This is a genomic window from Actimicrobium antarcticum (assembly GCF_039536745.1).
Lineage (GTDB): Bacteria > Pseudomonadota > Gammaproteobacteria > Burkholderiales > Burkholderiaceae_D > Actimicrobium > Actimicrobium antarcticum.
Genome location: NZ_BAAAZE010000008.1, coordinates 216,577 through 234,273 on the forward strand (window position 1 = coordinate 216,577; position 17,697 = coordinate 234,273).

The 17,697-nt window shown below is 55.2% G+C and carries 19 protein-coding genes and 2 pseudogenes; 7 read left to right on the plus strand and 14 right to left on the minus strand.

Features of this window, described 5'->3' with window-relative positions; translation table 11 throughout:
* Positions 1 to 595 precede the first annotated feature (595 nt).
* Positions 596 to 1,834 (plus strand): acyltransferase family protein, encoded by a 1,239-nt coding sequence (locus ABD720_RS08770; protein ID WP_344762895.1) that lies wholly within the window; start codon positions 596 to 598, stop codon positions 1,832 to 1,834.
* A gap of 117 nt (positions 1,835 to 1,951) precedes the next feature.
* Positions 1,952 to 2,332 (plus strand): TIGR03790 family protein, encoded by a 381-nt coding sequence (locus ABD720_RS08775; RefSeq protein ID WP_344763662.1) that lies wholly within the window; start codon positions 1,952 to 1,954, stop codon positions 2,330 to 2,332.
* A gap of 123 nt (positions 2,333 to 2,455) precedes the next feature.
* Here the strand turns inward: ABD720_RS08775 and ABD720_RS08780 are convergent, their stop codons facing one another.
* Positions 2,456 to 3,001, minus strand: a complete 546-nt coding sequence (locus ABD720_RS08780; protein WP_344762896.1) for a hypothetical protein — start codon at positions 2,999 to 3,001, stop codon at positions 2,456 to 2,458.
* Positions 3,002 to 3,707: 706 nt separating this feature from the next.
* On the opposite strand from ABD720_RS08780, the gene ABD720_RS08785 reads away from it, so the two are divergent.
* Positions 3,708 to 4,601, plus strand: a complete 894-nt coding sequence (locus tag ABD720_RS08785) for a beta-1,6-N-acetylglucosaminyltransferase (RefSeq protein ID WP_344762897.1) — start codon at positions 3,708 to 3,710, stop codon at positions 4,599 to 4,601.
* A gap of 102 nt (positions 4,602 to 4,703) precedes the next feature.
* Here the strand turns inward: ABD720_RS08785 and ABD720_RS08790 are convergent, their stop codons facing one another.
* Positions 4,704 to 4,895, minus strand: coding sequence for a hypothetical protein (locus ABD720_RS08790; protein WP_344762898.1), 192 nt, complete (start codon positions 4,893 to 4,895; stop codon positions 4,704 to 4,706).
* A gap of 135 nt (positions 4,896 to 5,030) precedes the next feature.
* Between ABD720_RS08790 and ABD720_RS08795 the strand changes: the two are divergent.
* Positions 5,031 to 5,258 (plus strand): annotated as a pseudogene (locus tag ABD720_RS08795) (TIGR03790 family protein); the annotation flags it as partial.
* 124 nt (positions 5,259 to 5,382) lie between these two features.
* On the opposite strand, the gene ABD720_RS08800 reads toward ABD720_RS08795, so the two are convergent.
* Together ABD720_RS08800 and ABD720_RS08805 are read right to left on the minus strand one after the other, a co-directional pair.
* A complete protein-coding gene (locus ABD720_RS08800) occupies positions 5,383 to 6,354 on the minus strand; it encodes a hypothetical protein (protein WP_344762899.1) in 972 nt (323 codons plus the stop codon).
* Between the two features lie 338 nt (positions 6,355 to 6,692).
* Positions 6,693 to 8,108: pseudogene (locus ABD720_RS08805) on the minus strand (mannose-1-phosphate guanylyltransferase/mannose-6-phosphate isomerase).
* A gap of 187 nt (positions 8,109 to 8,295) precedes the next feature.
* Here ABD720_RS08805 and ABD720_RS08810 point away from each other — a divergent pair.
* Both ABD720_RS08810 and ABD720_RS08815 read left to right on the plus strand, forming a co-directional pair.
* Entirely contained in the window at positions 8,296 to 8,478 is a 183-nt protein-coding gene (locus ABD720_RS08810; protein WP_344762900.1) for a hypothetical protein, read from the plus strand.
* A gap of 101 nt (positions 8,479 to 8,579) precedes the next feature.
* Entirely contained in the window at positions 8,580 to 8,900 is a 321-nt protein-coding gene (locus ABD720_RS08815; protein WP_344762901.1) for a helix-turn-helix domain-containing protein, read from the plus strand.
* A gap of 31 nt (positions 8,901 to 8,931) precedes the next feature.
* On the opposite strand, the gene ABD720_RS08820 is transcribed toward ABD720_RS08815, so the two are convergent.
* The 5 genes from ABD720_RS08820 to vapB all read right to left on the minus strand — a co-directional run bounded on the left by ABD720_RS08820 (position 8,932) and on the right by vapB (position 11,245).
* Positions 8,932 to 9,243, minus strand: a complete 312-nt coding sequence (locus ABD720_RS08820) for an RES domain-containing protein (protein WP_344762902.1) — start codon at positions 9,241 to 9,243, stop codon at positions 8,932 to 8,934.
* 170 nt (positions 9,244 to 9,413) lie between these two features.
* Positions 9,414 to 9,608 (minus strand): RES family NAD+ phosphorylase, encoded by a 195-nt coding sequence (locus ABD720_RS08825; protein WP_344762903.1) that lies wholly within the window; start codon positions 9,606 to 9,608, stop codon positions 9,414 to 9,416.
* Positions 9,605 to 10,021: a DUF2384 domain-containing protein gene (locus tag ABD720_RS08830; RefSeq protein ID WP_344762904.1), complete on the minus strand. Its 417-nt coding sequence runs from the start codon at positions 10,019 to 10,021 to the stop codon at positions 9,605 to 9,607. The genes ABD720_RS08825 and ABD720_RS08830 overlap by 4 nt, the downstream gene beginning before the upstream one ends.
* Before the next feature lie 574 nt (positions 10,022 to 10,595).
* Positions 10,596 to 11,009 carry a type II toxin-antitoxin system VapC family toxin gene (locus ABD720_RS08835; RefSeq protein WP_344762905.1) on the minus strand — a complete coding sequence of 138 codons (414 nt, stop codon included), beginning with the start codon at positions 11,007 to 11,009 and terminating at the stop codon, positions 10,596 to 10,598.
* Complete coding sequence (gene vapB, locus ABD720_RS08840; protein ID WP_344762906.1) at positions 11,009 to 11,245, minus strand: type II toxin-antitoxin system VapB family antitoxin; 237 nt, start codon at positions 11,243 to 11,245, stop codon at positions 11,009 to 11,011. Before vapB ends, ABD720_RS08835 begins: the two co-directional genes overlap by 1 nt.
* Before the next feature lie 241 nt (positions 11,246 to 11,486).
* On the opposite strand from vapB, the gene ABD720_RS08845 reads away from it, so the two are divergent.
* A complete protein-coding gene (locus ABD720_RS08845) occupies positions 11,487 to 11,753 on the plus strand; it encodes a helix-turn-helix transcriptional regulator (protein WP_344762907.1) in 267 nt (88 codons plus the stop codon).
* Positions 11,754 to 12,004: 251 nt separating this feature from the next.
* On the opposite strand, the gene ABD720_RS08850 is transcribed toward ABD720_RS08845, so the two are convergent.
* The 5 genes from ABD720_RS08850 to ABD720_RS08870 form a co-directional block, all read right to left on the minus strand.
* Positions 12,005 to 13,252 (minus strand): phenylacetate--CoA ligase family protein, encoded by a 1,248-nt coding sequence (locus ABD720_RS08850; RefSeq protein WP_344762908.1) that lies wholly within the window; start codon positions 13,250 to 13,252, stop codon positions 12,005 to 12,007.
* Positions 13,253 to 13,835: 583 nt separating this feature from the next.
* Positions 13,836 to 13,994, minus strand: a complete 159-nt coding sequence (locus tag ABD720_RS08855) for a hypothetical protein (protein ID WP_344762909.1) — start codon at positions 13,992 to 13,994, stop codon at positions 13,836 to 13,838.
* Between the two features lie 307 nt (positions 13,995 to 14,301).
* A complete protein-coding gene (locus ABD720_RS08860) occupies positions 14,302 to 15,105 on the minus strand; it encodes an ABC transporter ATP-binding protein (protein WP_344762910.1) in 804 nt (267 codons plus the stop codon).
* A 101-nt stretch (positions 15,106 to 15,206) separates the two neighbouring features.
* Positions 15,207 to 16,529, minus strand: a complete 1,323-nt coding sequence (locus ABD720_RS08865; RefSeq protein WP_344762911.1) for an ABC transporter substrate-binding protein — start codon at positions 16,527 to 16,529, stop codon at positions 15,207 to 15,209.
* Between the two features lie 71 nt (positions 16,530 to 16,600).
* A complete protein-coding gene (locus tag ABD720_RS08870) occupies positions 16,601 to 17,677 on the minus strand; it encodes a branched-chain amino acid ABC transporter permease (protein ID WP_344762912.1) in 1,077 nt (358 codons plus the stop codon).
* Positions 17,678 to 17,697: the final 20 nt, after the last annotated feature.

Sequence of the window (17,697 nt, forward strand, 5' to 3'; positions counted from 1 at the left end):
GCTCAGGCAACCCTGTTTCAAGCGGTAGTCCAACGGTGTGGACAGAATCCTGCGGAGCAGGCAACAACTTTGCGTTGGGTTACCGTGCTCGCGGCCGATGGCGACGGCAAGTGCATCTGTTACTGATAACACGGGCCAATTTGACTAGCCCTATTAATACGCTACAGATAAGCGCGTTGCTGAATAATCATTACTGGTCCGCTGCGCGCAGGTTCAAGGCCATAGCTCAAACTCAAGCAAAAACTGTCTTGACGAGTGGGTCCACTTTAAGGAAACAACACGTCTGCACATGCAACTGTCTGCGCAGCACTAGAAGCAGGCAATCATTCGCCATGCCATCGGCGTAATTTTTCAAAAATAGGAGAGAGATATATAGGTCCCTTCATCTGGCTCTGTCTGCTTGATGTATTTTTGTCAATTTTTGCGATTCCTGACGGCTCAGATACGCTAAAATTGCTGCGCACAAAAAGGGCGATATTGAACGCGTACTTTCACTCGCGCCAGTAGAGCAAACGCTAGGACGAGACTGTTTGTGCCGCACTGAAATCTGGAGAGGCTGCTGGTGTAGAGGTATTGTAAATATGAGGAAAAAATGATGCAAAGAAGAACTTTCGGCCAGATTTTCATGGAACAACGAGGTATTGGTCCAGGATTTGACTACTTGAGGATCGGTTTGGCGGTAGCCATTTTCTTGGCACATATCGCTGCAATCGGAGAAACTCGGGGAATCATTCCATCGATCATCGATTTATTCCGCGAAATTTTTACTGGTTCATCAATCTCGCCAGCGGCACCTGCACATTTGATCGCACCTGTTGCAGGCAACTTGCCTGACATGGGGTTGGCGCGGGCAGGGCTCAGTCGTCCGATTGTGCTGTCGCATGTGCCAATGTTTTTTGCACTTAGCGGCTTTCTGGTGGCGGGCAGCGCCTTTCGCGTCCGTAGTGTCAAGTCATTCCTGGCACTGAGAGGATTGCGAATTTTCCCGGCGTTGGGCGTTGAGGTAGTTCTATCGGCTCTTTTGATTGGTGCCTACGCCACCACACTTCCGCTCGGTAGCTATTTCCAAGATCACGGGTTCTTTACTTATTTTGGCAACATATTTGGTTTCGTCCAAATGAGTTTGCCGGGAGTCGTGTGGCCAAGCAGTGGAGAACGCACTGCGGTCAATGCAAATTTGTGGACATTGCCCGGTGAGTTTTATTGCTATGTCATCTTGAGCATTGGCATGTTCAGTACCTTGGTTTTTAACCGAAAGGTATGTACGGCTCTTTTTATCGCCACGACTGTCGCATTAATATATGCCAATATCTTCCGCGGATTCAACTCTAAAGCCGGTGCTTTGGCCACGGACCTAAACGTTTATTACTTCTTCGTCGGTATCATGTTTTTCTTGTGGAAAGATGTGATCTGGAGAAGTTGGGTTCTTTTCGCGCTAAGCATTGTTGCGGTGTACTTTCTCATTGATCGTCCGTGGGGCATTTATCTTGCGCCACTGCCCTTGGCGTATGTCACGGTTTTCATCGGTCTCATTGAGTTCCCATCGATCAAGTTGCTGCGTTCCGGGGATTATTCATACGGCGTGTATCTTTATGGATTTCCCATCAGTCAGATGGTCCTCTTTGAGTTTCCGCAATTGAAAGGTAACTACCTTGCGTTGATGGTCCCGTCATTGGTGCTGACAATCCTATTTGCCTACTTCTCCTGGCATGGCATCGAAAAGCATTTTCTTAAGTTGAAGCGCCACTTTACAAAGAGCGTACCGAAATCGCCACCGCCACAGCCTTCGGAAGAGGTGACCGAAGCGCCGGGATCACATTCGCGGGTGGCGTAGGCCAAAAACGTAGTGGCGCGCGGTGTATCTGCATTCGGTTTTCAAGGTAGATGACTTTGAATTTCTTGGGTATCGTCCCTATGTTTCTCGCATGGAGGTGCGATTCCGCAAAAGAAGCTGGTCATCAAGACGCTGCGCCAGGACAGTCTGATTGATGCCGCTGACATCATGGTGTATCAGACAGGTGCGGTATCGGTGCCGCATCTGGAGACACTGCGTTTTCAGGCCGGCGCGCTGGCCGATCACCTGACGTCTGCTGGCGGCGACCTGCTTAGGAAGGGCCAGATGAGCAGCTTGCGCTGGCTCGATGCGGGCGCGACGGCGAGTTACGGTAGTGTGTCGGAGCCCTGCAATTACTGGCGGAAGTTTCCGAATTCGAGCGTGTTGCTCAAGCATTATCTAGCGGGTAAGACGGCAATCGAAGCGTATTGGAAAAGCGTCGGGTGGCCTGCGCAGGGTGTGTTTATCGGGGAGTGGCTGGCGGCGCCGTATCGTTAGGACTTGATGTGTTCGCGGTGAATGTTGCCACCACCCGTTCTGTCTTCAATGTGGGATTTGACGTGGCATGCCCTAAAACGGAATACCTCCGACTTGCTGTTGGGTAAATCGAACCGCTGCGATTTACCTGAATATATTTTCCGGTTCCGGAAACCCACTGGTCAGATACGCTTGTGTCAGGTGGGGTGGAACGACTGTTTCTTGCAGTGTTTTGAGGATGGCAATGTCGGCGCGAATTTTGTGTTGGCTGTCATCGACGGCGTCCCCGGTTTGCCTGTCAAGTTCAAGATCATGGTCGCTGCTGGTATTTTCTGACGTGAGCGATTGCGTTTCTTGATGATCGCCTGTTTCCAGCCGATCCCGCAGCAATGCCTGTTTCGATGTCAACAGCGCAGTCAGTGACATCACCGGGACGCCGTGGATGACTTGTATGTCCTGTTGTAGCGTCCCGAAGCTGCGTTTGTTCTTTCCTCGACAGTTAATGACATCGACATCAAATTTATGGTCGAAGTTAAACGTCGCGGTGCCGTCGGAAATTTCAGTAATCTTCTCGTGTGGCGTTCTGCGTTCTTCTTCGAGGGCAGGGAATTCGCTCGTAACGATATCCACATCGTGTGGTTTGCGGTTCTTGGCAATCTGGCAGTCCAGCGCATGGCCGTGGATTTGCATGGCGACACTACCGGTGAACGCCCAGTTCGACGGTGCACGATTGAACCTGGCGTCGTGAATCGGGATTTTTGTATTGATCCATGCCATGAAATCATCGAGATCGGGTCGGCGCATGGTTTCACAAAGAAACTCTTTGCTGCTCATGGCGGAGGTTGCCTGCACCTTTGACGGCTGGGCAGCATCGGGATTCGGCAGGTGCAACGCGGCGAACATTTTCGATGACTGAGCGCCTTGTAGCGGGCTCGCTGGCCGGCTTGGGCGCGGCGATGCCGGGGGAGTTGGCGCAGGTTCTTGCTGTGACGTTGCCGGCATGTCTGCCGCGAACGACGTCATGATGGTCAGTGATGGTTTTTTGGATTTCATTCGGTGCCGCACACGGGTGGGGTGGATACAGATTGGTCGTGTGGGTGAGTGGCTGTCGGTCACGGCTTGTTCCGTGAGCTGCGTGTTTTTCTGCTTCCGCATCGGCCTGATTTCAGTTGGCTTCCGAATAGCATTCAGCTGTGAAACATCAGCGTGCTCGCGCAGAATTGGGATCCGAGCCTACCATTTCAACCTCGAAGTTTGACCGCACACACGGGCAGCGACGAATTCTCTGAATTGGAGTAATCCGTACGGTGTGATACCGTATGTTGTTTGTTTTACACTTGTTGTACATCCACCGTAGCCAGGTATTTCAGGCACTCTCCCGAAAAGGCATAGTCATTTGAAAATCGCATACCTTGTACTTGCACACGACAAACCACGGCATTTACAGCGGCTAATAACCGCCTTATCTTCCGCGTCGGCAAGCTTCTTTGTTCATATCGACAAGAAATCGGAGAGCGCCGATTTTGAAGCAATTAAAGGTGATCGCATTCGCTTTTTAGCCGAACGCACTTCCGTTTTCTGGGGAGATTTTTCACAGGTTGAGGCGATATTGAGTTTGCTGCGTGCCGCGATAGCGGACGATGGCAATTTTGATCGCTTCGTCCTTCTGAGTGGCGCGGACTACCCGCTGCGTTCGGTGTCATTCATCGAGCAATTCTTTGCTAGCCATCCAGGCAATGAATTCATGAATCTGGTCGCGATGCCGTCGGCGGCTGCGGGAAAACCTATTTCTAGGCTTACCACCTACCGGATTCGGTCCGGCGATAGCTTGCTAAACAAAATTTCCCAAAAAATTCGGATCCTGATCGGCGTGCTCCCGGATCAACGAGACTACAAAACGGTTTTCAAACAGTTCGAGCCGTTTGCCGGTTCCACTTGGTGGGCCCTCTCACGTGTGGCGTGCGAGCATATTCTCGCGTTTACGGCTCGGGAAGCTCTCGTTGTCGAATTTTTCAAAAATACGGTGTGCCCTGACGAATCGTTTTTCCAGACGATCCTCGGTAACTCCCGCTTCCGGCCAGCGATTGTCCGCAATCTCACCTATACCGACTGGAGTGCGGGCGCAGCAAGTCCTTCAGTTATCGATGAGCAGCATCTCGCCTTGCTCAGACAAAACTCTACATTTGCGGCGGCTGATACCTATGGTGCTGGGGAGATGCTGTTTGCACGAAAGTTCAACGATGACGCTGGAGATCTGTTGGTAAGACTGGACCAGCAACTCAGGAGTTAGGAGCAGCGCGAACCAGTGTTGGGGTCATTTTTTCACCTCCTTCATACCGCCTCGCATCCCCAATCATCTTCCCCAGCGACTTCGCCACATCCCGAGTCGCATTCACCAGCCCGCCACCAGTTCCGCCACCAGAGTGGCATCATGCCCTGCCACTGCGTAATGCAAGCTCATCACGTCATTGGCCATTTCGTCCGTGACGACCAGGCGCGCCTCGATCACCGCCGTAAAGCGCCACGCGATAGTGGCCCATCCATCCCTTGATGCGCATGTTGGTCCGTCGTCAGGGCGAGGCACCGTCGAGTACCGCTCACAGGTCGTCGGAGACGAAGCGGATCAGCGTTTAATCTGGGTTGAACGCGGTGACTACGACTTCGCCGTGTGCGCTGTCTCGAAGCGGGCGCAACGGCGCGTTACGAAATTAGGGTCAGACTGGGCACGAGTCAGATGAGCCGCCTGAGATGGCTCGATGCGGGCGCGACGGCGAGTTATGGCAGTGTGTCGGAGCCCTGCAATTACTGGCAGAAGTTTCCGAATTCGAGCGTAATGCTCAAGCATTATCTGGCGGGAGAAACGGCGATCGAGGCGTATTGGAAAAGTGTCGGGTGGCCTGCGCAGGGTGTGTTTATCGGGGAGCCGCTGGCGGCGCCGTATCGGTAGGACTTGATGTGTTCGTGGTGAATGTTGCCACCACCCGTTCTGTCTTCAATGTGGGATTTGACGTGGAATGCCCCGAAAACGGAATACCTCCGCTTTGCTGTTGGGTAAATCGAACCGCTGCGATTTACCTGAATATATTTTCCGGTTCCGGAAACCCACTGGTCAGATACGCTTGTGTCAGGTGGGGTGGAACGACTGTTTCTTGCAGTGTTTTGAGGATGGCAATGTCGGCGCGAATTTTGTTTTGGCTGTCATCGACGGCGTCCCCGGTTTGCCTGTCAACGTCAAGTTCATGGTCGCTGCTGGTATTTTCTGACGCGATCGATTGCGTTTCGTGATGACCGCCTGTTTCCAGGCGATCCCGCAACAATGCTTGTTTCGATATCAAAAGCGCCGCCAGTGACATCACGGGGACGCCGTGGATGACCTGTATGTCCTGTTGTAGCGTCCCGAAGCTGCGTTTGTTCTTTCCTCGACAGTTAATGACATCGACGTCAAATTTATGGTCGAAGTTAAACGTCGCGGTGCCGTCGGTAATTTCAGTAATCTTCTCGTGTGGTGTTCGGCGTTCTTCTTCGAGGGCAGGGAATTCGCTCGTAACGATATCCACATCGTGTGGTTTGCGGTTCTTGGCAATCTGGCAGTCCAGCGCATGGCCGTGGATTTGCATGGCGACACTGCCGGTGAACGCCCAGTTCGACGGTGCACGATTGAACCTGGCGTCGTGGATGGGGATTTTTGCATTGATCCATGCCATGAAATCATCGAGGTCTGGTCGGCGCATGGTTTCACACAGAAACTCTTTGCTATTCATGACGGAGGTTGCCTGCGCTTTTGACGGCTGGGCAGCATCGGAATTCGGCAGGTGTAACGCAGCGAACATTTTCGATGACTGACCGCCGTGCAGTGGACTTGTTGACCGGCTTGGACGCGGCGACGCAGGAGGGGTTTGCGCAGGTTTTTGTAGTGACGTTGCCGGCCTATCTGCCAGGAACGAGGTGTCGATTGTCAGTGATGGTTTCTTGGGTTTCATTCGTTGCCGCACACGGTTGGGGTGGATACAGATTGGTCGTGTGGGTGAGTGGCTGTCGGTCACGACTTGTTCCGTGAGCGGCATCTTTGAACGCTATCGGATGCGTTGCGCCGGTCAGTTCAGCGCAGTGTTGCGCTGAACTCCGTCGGCATCACGTGACTTTGCCAACGTCTGCAAATCGAAGTAGTAGCAACCAGGGTCAGAATTTTATTTCGCAATGCTTTAGCGCGAAAATTACTCTGGCCCTGCTTGCGGGCTTCGGAGTACGCAAGCTGGCTATCTGCCGCACTCCGTAATCCGCGTTCTGAAGTAGTGGTAGAAAAATTAGGGTCAGAGTCAATTTCCTGTAATGCACTAAGGGTTCATTCCCCATTTCATCTCATATCTACCGCCATGGATCTTCAAGCCCTGCCGTAATTATCCTGAAACCGCACGATATCGTCTTCGCCCAGGTAGCCACCACTTTGTACTTCAATCATGACCAGATTCAAAATGCCGGGGTTTTCCAGGCGGTGACGATGGCCTGCCGGGATGTAGGTGGATTCATTGGTGTTGACCAGGAATTCCTTCTCGCCATTGACGACTTTGGCCATGCCGTTGACGACGATCCAGTGCTCGCTGCGGTGGTAGTGCATTTGCAGGCTCAGGCTGGCGCCGGGTTTGACTTCAATACGCTTGATCTTGAAGCCGTTGCCTTCTTCCAGCACGGTGTAGGTACCCCATGGACGGTGCGCGGTACGGTGTAGTTTGTGCGCATCGTGGCCTTTGGCCTTCAGCGCGGCGTAGATGTGCTTGACGTCCTGTGCACAGGATTTGTCGGCGATGAGTACGGCGTCTGGCGTGTCGATGATGATCAGGTTGTCGATGCCCACGGTACCGATCAGGCGGTCATCGCTATGGATCGTGCAGTTGCTGGTGTTGTGCAACATGGCGTCGCCCTGAACACGGTTGCCGTTGGCGTCTGCGTCGGACAGGTCACCCAGTGCATTCCATGAACCGATATCGCTCCAGCCGATGCTGCATGGGATGACTGCGACCTGGGTGGATTTTTCCATCACGGCGTAGTCAATCGACAGGTCGGCAATCTCGCCGAAGGAGTCTGGTTCCAGGTCGAGCTGCGTGAAGTTCTTGCCTTCGGCCAGTCGGGATTGGGCGATACAGGTTTTGGTGGCGGCCAGGATGTCCGGGCAATGTTTTTCCATCTCGCTCAGCATCGTGCCGGCGGCAAAGCAGAAGATGCCGGAGTTCCACAGGAATCGGCCCGAGGCGAGGTATTCCTCGGCCTTGCCGAGCGATGGTTTTTCAACGAAGCGCACGACGGTGTTGCCGTCTGCTTCGATGTAGCCGTAGCCGGTTTCCGGCGATCCCGGCTGTATGCCGAAGGTCACCAGGTGGCCGGTGGCAGCCAGTTCGGTGGCCTTCAGGACCGCTAGTTCGAACGCCGGCTGATCCGAGATCAGATGGTCAGCGGCAAGTACCAGCATGATGGCGCTGGCACCGTATTTTTTTTCGACCTGAAGGGCGGCTGCAGCGATCGCGGCTGCGGTATTGCGCCCGAATGGTTCGAGGATAAATGAGGTGGCGAGTTTGGTGCCGTTGACTTCACGGAATTCGTCTTCGGTCTTGAAGAGCAGTTCGCGGTTGGTGACGGTCAGCACTTCGGTGACATCAGGCAGCAGTGCGCCGCGCAAGAATGCTTTTTGCATCAGGCTTTGGCCATCGGCCAGGCGAATGAACGGCTTCGGATGCATCTCGCGCGAGACGGGTCAGAGGCGGGAACCTGCGCCACCGCAGAGTATGGTGGGAATCAGTTGCATTGAATCTCCGTGGGTGAGGGCATTGTTTATTTCAGATGGACGATTCTAACGGGAACGAGTGACTTGAGAAGGACTGTAACGTCGTCTCACATCATCTGAAGTCACTATCGGTTGTCCATGTTACAACGCTTTTTCGACTGCCTTTTGCCTGAATGCTGATGATCTGGGGCGTGCCTGACGCTGTCGAATGCAATTCGATCACGTCGGCCATGACGTCAGGATTCGCTGTGCAGCAATGCCGCAAAACCTGTGCGACCGGCAAGCCCACCCAGTACTACAACGCCCGGCGATCTACGCCTACTGGAAACGCGTAGCCGGGCCGGCGCAGGGCGTGTTTGTCGATGAGCCGCTGGCAGCCCCGTATCGGTAAGCGGCGACTTGCGGCGGGCTCGCCAGGATCTCGATAGTCGGTTTTATATCGGGTAGATTTACTCTTGTTAAGTCGATTTTGATGCGCTTTCCGGAGTAAATATGCGCGATTTCTCTCTCGCTCTTCCGCAAGAAATTTGCCGCGAACTCGGTGCGCGTGCACGTGCCCGTCGACTTCTGCTCAATGTGAGCGTTGACGAGATGGCGCAACGCATAGGTCTTTCCAGCAAAACGCTGGGAAGCTTCGAACGCACCGGACTCTGTACGCTGAACACGTTTGTCCGGATACTCGAATCGCTCAATGCGACGGCCGATTTGCAATCGGTGCTGGTGGCGCAAACGCGCACGATCGAGGATATGCGGGCGAAGGTGGCGATTGTGAAGCGCCAGCGTGCTTATCGTAAAACCAGTCTTGCAAAATGAAAGAGCTAACGGTCAATTCCTCTGGAAACCGCTACTGCCAGGACAATTGGTTCTTTGGGAGATCGTTGTTCGGATCGTCAACGTTGATGGCATCTGCGCCAGTCAGTGCGTCAGTGTAAATGACAAGATTCGCGTCGCCGGTGATCGCGGAATTGAACAAGATTCCCTTCGCGCCAGCAGCGAGGACCTGGCCGCCGATAACCCAGGACGGGGGTTCGATGCCTTGGTTGAAATGCATGTTTCGCCAGTCGCAGTAAAAATCTTGCCAGAGCGCGTCCCAGTCGCTCGTAAAGCCGCTGCGGAAGTCTACGATGGGGTCGATGCTTGCGTTATAGCTGACCATTAGCCCGGGCGGCTGGAGCCCTCCTAGGAGCCTGTCGGACTTAGGGATCGTCGGCTGCAAAATCTGCTGGCCGGTCCATATTTCACCGCTTTTTTGGTCAATATCTCGATATTGACACTGCAAAAGCGGCAAAATCTGTCTTCGCCCAGCAAATTTTTCGCTTCGACGCCCTAAGTCCGACAGGCTCCTAGCTGCTGGTACTCGGCAAGGGCGGTCTCTAGCGTCAGTGACAAGTAGAGCGCATTGACACCAGGCCGGTTGGCGCGCCCGCCATAGGTGCCAGCACCGGCTCCCGAGGTTGGCGCAAATGACCATTTCGGCTGATGAACCCGAAAAACAGCAGAGTTGAGCGTGGTGAGCATCATCCGGTATATCCGGCCTGAAGCGACTGGATGTACTTGATCAGGGCTTCCGTGCGTTTTTCTGAAACAAGGTCTTGCGGTGTCTTGTAGTCGAAAGTCGGCAGCGGATGATTCTTGAACCAGTAGATCGCCTTTTCGATGCTGCCGGAAATGTCGGCGGCAGCGCGCATCACGCGCACCGATTCACGCAGGTGCGATTGGATGGCCTCGGTGTCCGGTGCCAGCCTGACGGTGTTTCTGTGAACGTGTGCCTGCACCGCGAGGGTCTGCATATCTACCCTGAAAACAAGTCCGAATCGTTTTGGGGAAATCGACGGACTCGCTTCGGAATGGAGGTAATTCATGAACCCGTCAAAGTTTTGATCGAATACTGGAACTGCTTCGCCGGCCGGGACGGCCATTTCTGCGGTAGCCATGTCTTCTCCTCTATGCACGTTGTATGCACTATTTTTGCACTATATTTAGAATTATCCTATCTCAGCATGTCGGCGCCAGCATGGTCAGCCATCCGCTAGCGAGGGACAATATCGGCCGCATCGCCAATTTCCTCAAGGTGACCTGCAGCCGTATGCAACCCCCCGGGTAGCGGTGAGTAGAGGGATCAACCGGGATACGGCCAGAAATGACACATAGATGCAAAAGTCGTCACTGGCTGACTCTTTATGCACTGCCGGTGTGGCCTTGCCACGTCCGAGAAAAGGATTTTCTTTAACCCGGTTTTACGTTCCACTGCACCTCAGAAATTTGAAGGGAAGTGTCAGTGTAATTTCCATGGAAAAGCATCGCAAAAACCACTGGCCCTGGTTGCTGCCGATGTAGTTTTCCACGCTCGGCAAAAGCGTGTTGTTCGGGGCTGGCGTGTGGCGAGCGCTCGGCCGGAAACAGGAAGGTGCGGATTAGCGTTTGGTACAAACAAGGCTTTAATCAGGGGTGGAGTCGGACCTTCGGGAAACCGTCCTTTTGTGCCGACTCGGCTGCAGGCGAAGGTTGCTACGTGATTTTCTGTTCAGTGATCCAGTTTTCGATTCTGAGACCAGGATAAGCAACAAAGTCGCGCTCGTTGTTTGTCACCAGGGTGACATCGAGTGCGACGGCATGTGCGGCAATCAGCTTGTCCAGGTGGTCTTTTTTTCGGTCTCGCGTCGCCTGCCGGATCGGGCCGTAGGCTAGTGCGGCCGGGACATTAAACGGGGCAACCTGAATGTCCTCGATGAGTTCGGCGAGGTTTTTCTGCTCACGCTCACTGTCCTGAGAAACAGTAACGCCGTACACCAGCTCGGCAAACGTAATCGCCGACATCACCACATCGCCGGAATAGCACTGGCTAAACCGCCTGGCAACCTGTTCGGGCTGGTTCTTCATCAAATAGATGCACATGTTGGTGTCGAGCATGAATAGTGGCATTACAACTCCTCCCGATCACTTTGCTCCTGCTCGCCGCGCCCATCGGCCATGAAGCCAGGCCCGAATTTGGCAAATTTGGCAAGCGCACCCGTGAGCAACCGGCGAGCGGGACGGATGCGAATTTCGTCGCCGATACGCACGATCTCGAAATCAATGTCAGTGCGTTCATAGGCAAGTTCAGATGGAATACGAATTGCCTGGGAGTTGCCGTTTTTAAAAGCTTTGGTTATTTGCATTGCTTCCTCGGTTTGTGTGTACGTGAGTACCTACGTTACACCAAATATCCCCGCATTTCAATCCGGGTGTGTTGAGGATGATTGCTGATTATTGCCGAACGGTAGCAAGGAAAGTCGGCTGGAACGGTCATTTTCACGGCCTCTGGATTGGCCCGGCGCATCCGCTTTTTTCAATGATGGGGAACGAGGAAAAGAGATGTAAAGTACACATTCGCTATGGTTTTGATTTTTAATGTGTAGTATGGTTCTCAAAATAGACAACCAACAGATCATCGCGTTACTCATTGCACGTCGGCGAGAACTGAAGATCACTCAGGAGGAGCTGGCGCGTCGTGCAGGGGTCAATCGCCGCACTATTTACGCTATCGAAGCGGGTACGAGCGACGTCGGATTGCGTCGCTTGTTGCGCGTGCTGATGGCGCTGGATTTGAGCATGTCGATCACGCCCGGCATAGGCAGGCCCACCGAGTCGCAGTTGGCGGAATTTTTCAAGGAAGACGATGAATAGCAAATTGAAGCTACTTCATATTCACACCACCCAAGGCTATGCGGGAACGCTGAGGCGTGAATCCCAACTTGTTTTCAATTATCTCGCCCGGAACACTACGCAAGAAATCGGGCTGACGATGCCGTTGACTGCGAGGAGTTACAACGCAAATATTCTTCCGGAAGCGGGCCATCTAACGCTAACTCTGTTTAGGAATTAGGGTCAGAGTCAATTTTCCCGAGTCGCAATACGTTCCAAAACCTTATCCCGCCTCATTCATACCGTCGCGCATCCTCGATCACCTTCCCATCATTAGCCAGCGTTCCCAGTCCCACCAGCGCGACTTCGCCACGCAACTTCGTCACATCCCGAATCGCATCCACCAGCCCCGCCGACAGCGCAGCGTCCGGCATGGGGACTTCGCAATGCAGAGTCATGACGTCATTGGCCATCTCGCCCGTGACGACCAAGCGTGCTTTAACCACTGCCGGAAAGCGCCGCACGATGTCGGCGACCTGTGACGGGTGGACGAACATGGCGCGTACCTTGGTGGTCTGGTCGGCGCGGCCCATCCAGCCTTTGATGCGCATGCTGGTGCGGCCGCATGGCGAGGTGCCTTCCAGTACCGCTGACAGATCGCCGGTGCCGAAGCGGATCAGCGGGTAGTCGGGGTTGAACGAGGTGACGACCACTTCGCCGACTTCGCCGGGAGCGACCGGGTCGCCGGTGCCGGGACGGACGATTTCGAGCAGCAGGTCTTCATCGACGATCATGCCGGGATTCACGCGACCGTCGGTCTCGGTTTCATAGGCGATGTTGCCGATGTCGGCCGAGGCGTACATCTGCAGCACGTGCGGCACGCCGTTGTCCTGCAGCCAGCTGCGCAGGGATGGCGGCAGTGCTTCGGCGCTGACCAGTGCGCGCTGGGTGGCGCTGATGTCGACGCCCATGTCGCGGGCTTTTTCGATGATGAGTTTGAGGAATGAGGGGGTGCCGACGTAGGCGGCGGGCTTCAGGGCGGCCATGGCCTGCACCTGCATTTCGGTCTGGCCGATGCCGGCCGGGATGACCACACAGCCGAGTTTGGCGGCGGCGCCTTCGACCATGAAGGCGGCGGGCGTGAAGTGGTACGAGAAGCAGTTTTGCAGCAGATCGCCGCTGCGCAATCCGAGCGCATGCAGGCCGCGCGCAAAGCGCCACCAGTCTTCGCTGCGACCTTCGGGGTCGAAGATCGGGCCGGGCGACATGAAGATGCGGCGCAGGCCGTTCGGTGCGGTCGAGGTCAGACCGCCGAAGGGTGGGGTGCCGTGCTGTAGCGCGTGCAGGTCGGATTTGCGGGTGATCGGGAGTTGGGCAAGTGCGGCCCGCGTAGTAATGCCGGCGGCCTCGACGCCACCGAGGATGTGCGCCCAGCCGGTGGCGGTCTGTGCCCGGGCGATCAGTTGCGGCAGACAGGCCAGCAGGTCGGCTTCGCGTTGGGCGGGTGGGCGGGTTTCCAGGTGGTCGAGGTGGTCGGACATGGGTTGGGTTCCGGGTTGGGTGGGTTTAATTGGGGTCAGAGTCAATTTTGCTTTGTGGGAATTGGCTCGGATTCTGGTTGTTGTGGGGTGTGCTTGTTCGTTGGGCGTTCTATAAAACTCGTTTGCGACGTGCGTGCTCCGTGGTTCGCAATTAGGGTCAGAGTAATTTTCGCGGTGAGGCATGCGAAAAAAAACTCTGACCCCAATTGCTGCTTTAGTCCGTCGTTGGCAGTTCTGCAAAAACCTGCCGCAACGCGCTACCTTGGCAAAATCCGCTGTTGCCAACCCTCGCAAACCACATCGGCAGCAACCAGGGTCAGTGTTTTTTTTCGCGAAGCTTTTCCGCGAAAATTACACTGACCCTGCTTGCGGGATTCGGAGTGCAGCACTTTGCGGCCAGCTGCGCTTCGTGAATTCCCGCCATTGGTGCGCGGCATGCGTGCTCCGTGGTTCGCAATTGGGGTCAGAGTAATTTTCGCGGTGGGGCGTGCGAAAAAAAACTCTGACCCTAATTGCTGCTTTGGCCGTCGTTGGCAGTTCTGCAAAAACCTGCCACACCACGCTGCCTTCGCAAAATCCGGTGTTACCAACCGCCGCAAACCACATCGGCAGCAACCAGGGGCAGTGTTTTTTTTCGCGATGCTTTTCCGCGAAAATTACACTGACCCTGCTTGCGGGATTCGGAGTGCAGCACTTTGCGGCCAGCTGCACTTCGTGAATTCTCGCCATTGGTGCGCGGCATGCGTGCTCCGTGGTTCGCAATTAGGGTCAGAGTAATTTTCGCGGTGGGGCGTGCGAAAAAAAACTCTGACCCTAATTGCTGCTTTGGTCCGTTGTTGGCAGTTCTGCAAACACCTGCCGCAACGCGCTACCTTGGCAAAATCCGGTGTTGCCAACCGTCGCAAACCACATCGGCAGCAACCAGGGTCAGAGTAATTTTCGCGATGAGGCCTGCGAAAAAACTCTGACCCCAATTGCTACTGTGCTCGCTCGCTAAGGGTGCCCAAAAACCTGAACATCACGCGGTCAATTCCATAAATCTCCGAACCTCAAGCCAGCCAGCGCTTGCGCCGCCGATAAAACTTCATATCCTTAAAGCTCTTCCGCCCCGCACCCGAGACGCCCAGATAGAACTCTTTGACGTCCTCATTGGTCGCCAGATCCGAAGCAGCACCTTCCATGACTACCCGTCCGTTTTCCAGAATGTAGCCAAAGTCCGCATAGCGCAGCGCGACCGAGGTGTTCTGCTCAGCCAGCAAGAACGAGACGTTCTCGCGGCTATTCAACCCTTTGACGATTTCGAAGATTTCTTCGACGATTTGCGGTGCCAGTCCCATCGATGGTTCGTCGAGCAGGATCATCGACGGCTTGGCCATCATGGCGCGACCGATGGCGGTCATTTGCTGCTCGCCGCCGGAGGTGTAGCCGGCCTGCGATTTGCGGCGGATTTTCAGGCGCGGAAAATAGGTGTAGATCTTTTCAAGTTCGAGCCGGGTGTCGGCGCTGCTGATGTTGCGCGTGTAGGCGCCGGTCAGCAGGTTGTCTTCAATCGACAGGTGGGCGAAGCAGTGCCGGCCTTCCATGACCTGGATCACGCCGCGCTTGACCAGGTCGTTCGGGGTCAGCTTGTCGACGCGTTCGTCGTTGTATTCGATGCTGCCTTTGGTGACATCGCCACGCTCGGCCGAGAGCAGGTTCGAGATGGCTTTCAAGGTGGTGCTTTTGCCCGCGCCATTGGCGCCGAGCAGGGCGACGATCTTGCCCGTTGGGACTTCCAGCGAGACGCCTTTCAGGACCAGGATCACGTGGTCGTAAATGACTTCGATATTGTTGATGCGCAGTCCAGCGGACATGGTTTCTCCTGTTGCAACCGTGGCGTGGGCGGTCTCGCCCACGCTGTCACTTCGGTACGCCGGATCGATCGCGTGCAATTAATCCGGCGTCGGTGCGGTGATTACTTCATGCACGCCGGGGTGATGTTTTTCTCTTTGGCATACTTGGCGGCGTTGGCTTTGAAGAGCGGGTGGATCAACGCTTTATTGCCTTCGATCCAGTCCGAAATCAATACCCATTTGGCGCCATCCCATTGCTGGATCTTGACCTTGCCCGAGCCTTCGTGGTTGTCACAGCTGGTCTTGATTTCTGGCAGCAGGCCGGAAGCACCGAGCGCACTCAGGCGGGCGTTGGTGATATTCAAATTTTCCAGGCCCCAGCGCATTTGCTCGCCGGTGATGACCTTGCCTTTGCCGTATTTGCCTTGTGCAGTACGGATCGCTTCGACGGTGGCAATGGCTACTGACACGCCGCGGTTGTACAGGATGGTGCCGACTTTGGTCTTGTCCTGCATGTTGCCTTTGCCGGCGCCGTAGACAACTTTTTCGATGTCGGCAATGACGGGGACGCCTTTGCCGGTGACGTTCCAGGTCGCGCTCATGTAGCCCTTGGCGGCTTCACCTGCGGGGATGGTGTCTTCTTCCGAACCGGCCCACCAGGAGCCGATCATTTTTTCACGGGCATAGCCGACTTTTTGCGCAGCTTTGATGGCGGTCTGATTCATCACGCCCCAGCCCCAGAAAATCACGTAGTCCGGATTTTCCTGACGAATACGCAGCCACTGTGCGCCCTGTTCGTTACCCGGATGGGCCACCGGAATCTGGATCAGCGAGAATTTGCCGATCAGGCTTTCGGCTTCGAGTGCACCGATCGGCTCTTTGCCGTAGGCCGAGTCGTGGTACAGGAAGGCGATTTTCTTGCCGGCCAGAGAGCCGCCGTTTTTGGTGGTCAGGTACTTGACGATGGCCGAGGCCTGCATCTGGTACGTGGTCACCAGCGGGAAGGCGTACGGGAATACCGAGCCATCGACCGCATCGGTGCGGCCGTAGCCGACCATCATCAACGGTACTTTGTCTTCGACTGATTTATCGATCAGCGCGTAGGCGATGCCGGTGGCCATGACGTTGTAGGCGGTGCCCTTGGTGGTCGGGTTCTTGTTTTTCAGGCGCTCGTAGCACTCGACGCCTTTGGCGTTGTTGTATTCGGTTTCGCATTCTTCCCATGACAGTTTGACGCCGTTGACGCCGCCTTCTTTCATGTTCACGTAGTTCAGATAATCGACATAGCCGCCGTAGAACGACTGGCCGTTGGCGCCGTACGGGCCGACGCGGTAACTCGGAATGGCGATAAATTGCTCGTTGGCTTGTGCGATCGCCTGGGTCGCCGGGACGAGCAGGGTTGCCACGGTGGCTGCAGCGAGCAGAATCTTTTTAAGGTTGGTCATGCTGTCTCCTTCATTTGGATGAGGTACTTTTTTGGGTGGTGCGGTAAAGCTTGAAATGTACTGCCTGAAACCTAGTGCGGGAACGGCCACAAACGCAGCTTCTCCTTGGTGATCTGCCACATGCGCGCCAGGCCGTGCGGTTCGACAATCAGGAAGAAAATAATCAGTCCGCCAAACATCATCAGCTGGACATGCGACACCGCCGCACTCGACATCGGCAGGTGCAGGAACGCCGCCAGCGGTGGCAAGAAATTATCCAGCAAGATCGGGAACAGCAAGATGAACGCCGACCCCAGAAACGCGCCAAGGATGCTGCCAACGCCGCCAATGATGATCATGAACAGGATGCGAAACGACAGGTCCAGCGAGAAGCCGTCCGGCTCGACCGAGCCGAGGTAGCAGAACGCATACAGCGCGCCAGCCACACCGCAATAAAACGAGCTGACCGCAAACGCCAGCAGTTTGGTTTTCATCAGCGGAATGCCGATCACTTCGGCGGCCACGTCCATGTCACGCACCGCCATCCAGGCACGGCCGGTAGCGGAGCGCACCAGGTTCTTGGCGATCAATGCCATCACGCAGACGATGGCCAGCACGAACACGTATTTTTTCATGGGCGTGTTGATTGCGTAACCGAACAGCTCGACCTTCTGGGCGCTAATCACGCCGGACGAACTGTCATTCGAAAACCACGAAAACTTGGTCAGTACCCAGATCACGAAAAACTGCGCCGCCAGTGTGGCGACCGCCAGATAAAAGCCCTTGATGCGCAGTGATGGCAAGCCGAACAGCACGCCCACACCCGCCGCGCACAAGCCGGCCAGAATGAACGACACCAGAATCGGGATGCCCTCGATGCGCAGCTGGAAGTTGTAGGCGGCATAGGCACCGACTGCCATGAAGGCGGCCGAACCGAGTGATAACTGGCCGGCGTAACCGGTCAGGATGTTCAGGCCCAAAGCGGCGAGGGCGAGTACCAGAAAGGGAATCAGGATCGCTGAAAACCAGTACTCCGAGCTGAACAGCGGAATGCCGATGAAGGCAATCGCCAGTACGATGGCCATGCCGATGCGGTCCTGGCGGAGCGGAAAAATCTGGCTGTCGGCGACATAGCTTGTCTTGAACTGGCCGGCTTCACGATAAAACATGGTGGTATCTCCTGAATGTG

Excerpts from the sequence above, each read along its gene's own strand:
- ABD720_RS08770 (WP_344762895.1), top strand. The coding sequence starts at position 596 with ATGCAAAGAAGAACTTTCGGCCAGATTTTCATGGAACAACGAGGTATT.
- ABD720_RS08780 (WP_344762896.1), bottom strand. The coding sequence starts at position 3,001 with ATGCAAATCCACGGCCATGCGCTGGACTGCCAGATTGCCAAGAACCGC.
- ABD720_RS08810 (WP_344762900.1), top strand. The coding sequence starts at position 8,296 with ATGCAATTCGATCACGTCGGCCATGACGTCAGGATTCGCTGTGCAGCA.
- ABD720_RS08815 (WP_344762901.1), top strand. The coding sequence starts at position 8,580 with ATGCGCGATTTCTCTCTCGCTCTTCCGCAAGAAATTTGCCGCGAACTC.
- ABD720_RS08820 (WP_344762902.1), bottom strand. The coding sequence starts at position 9,243 with ATGGTCAGCTATAACGCAAGCATCGACCCCATCGTAGACTTCCGCAGC.
- ABD720_RS08825 (WP_344762903.1), bottom strand. The coding sequence starts at position 9,608 with ATGATGCTCACCACGCTCAACTCTGCTGTTTTTCGGGTTCATCAGCCG.
- ABD720_RS08830 (WP_344762904.1), bottom strand. The coding sequence starts at position 10,021 with ATGGCTACCGCAGAAATGGCCGTCCCGGCCGGCGAAGCAGTTCCAGTA.
- ABD720_RS08835 (WP_344762905.1), bottom strand. The coding sequence starts at position 11,009 with ATGCCACTATTCATGCTCGACACCAACATGTGCATCTATTTGATGAAG.
- vapB (WP_344762906.1), bottom strand. The coding sequence starts at position 11,245 with ATGCAAATAACCAAAGCTTTTAAAAACGGCAACTCCCAGGCAATTCGT.
- ABD720_RS08845 (WP_344762907.1), top strand. The coding sequence starts at position 11,487 with ATGGTTCTCAAAATAGACAACCAACAGATCATCGCGTTACTCATTGCA.
- ABD720_RS08850 (WP_344762908.1), bottom strand. The coding sequence starts at position 13,252 with ATGTCCGACCACCTCGACCACCTGGAAACCCGCCCACCCGCCCAACGC.
- ABD720_RS08855 (WP_344762909.1), bottom strand. The coding sequence starts at position 13,994 with ATGCCGCGCACCAATGGCGAGAATTCACGAAGTGCAGCTGGCCGCAAA.
- ABD720_RS08860 (WP_344762910.1), bottom strand. The coding sequence starts at position 15,105 with ATGTCCGCTGGACTGCGCATCAACAATATCGAAGTCATTTACGACCAC.
- ABD720_RS08865 (WP_344762911.1), bottom strand. The coding sequence starts at position 16,529 with ATGACCAACCTTAAAAAGATTCTGCTCGCTGCAGCCACCGTGGCAACC.
- ABD720_RS08870 (WP_344762912.1), bottom strand. The coding sequence starts at position 17,677 with ATGTTTTATCGTGAAGCCGGCCAGTTCAAGACAAGCTATGTCGCCGAC.